This is a genomic window from Mesorhizobium sp. M1A.T.Ca.IN.004.03.1.1 (genome assembly GCF_003997555.1).
Lineage (GTDB): Bacteria > Pseudomonadota > Alphaproteobacteria > Rhizobiales > Rhizobiaceae > Mesorhizobium.
In genome coordinates this window covers 1-409 of the sequence record NZ_RZTV01000065.1, presented here as the reverse complement: position 1 = coordinate 409, position 409 = coordinate 1, and the positions used below count along the sequence as shown (strand labels likewise).

Genomic DNA, 409 nt, shown 5'->3' with positions numbered 1-409 from the left:
CGATATTGTTGAGCTTCGCCGCCTGCTTGCGCAACTGCTCCGCCACCTTCATGTCGCGCTCGTAGCGCCGGGCTTCGGAAGCGTCGGCCTCGTCGAGGGCAGTGCGCGCCCGGCTATAGGGCAGGGCGAAGACCGGCGATTGCTCCGGCCGCAGGAACAACGTCCGGTTGGTCGTCGCATCGAGAAAGGCGCGGTCATGGCTGGAGAGAATGACCGGCACCTCGCGCGGCAGCGCATTCAGCCAGCTTTCCAGCTGCGCGATCCTTTCGAGATCGAGATGGTTGGTCGGTTCGTCGAGCAGAAGCACGTCAGGCTCGCTGACCCAGCTGCGGGCAAGCATCGCGAGCCGCTGCCAGCCGCCGCTCAATTGCTTCAGCGGCCGGCCGCGCATGACCTCCGGCACCTCGAG

At 66.3% G+C, this 409-nt stretch carries 1 protein-coding gene; it reads right to left on the bottom strand.

The genetic code is table 11. From position 1 onward, the window contains the following. On the bottom strand, positions 1–409 hold a 409-nt coding region (locus EOD29_RS30695; RefSeq protein WP_164763886.1), incomplete at both ends, for an ATP-binding cassette domain-containing protein.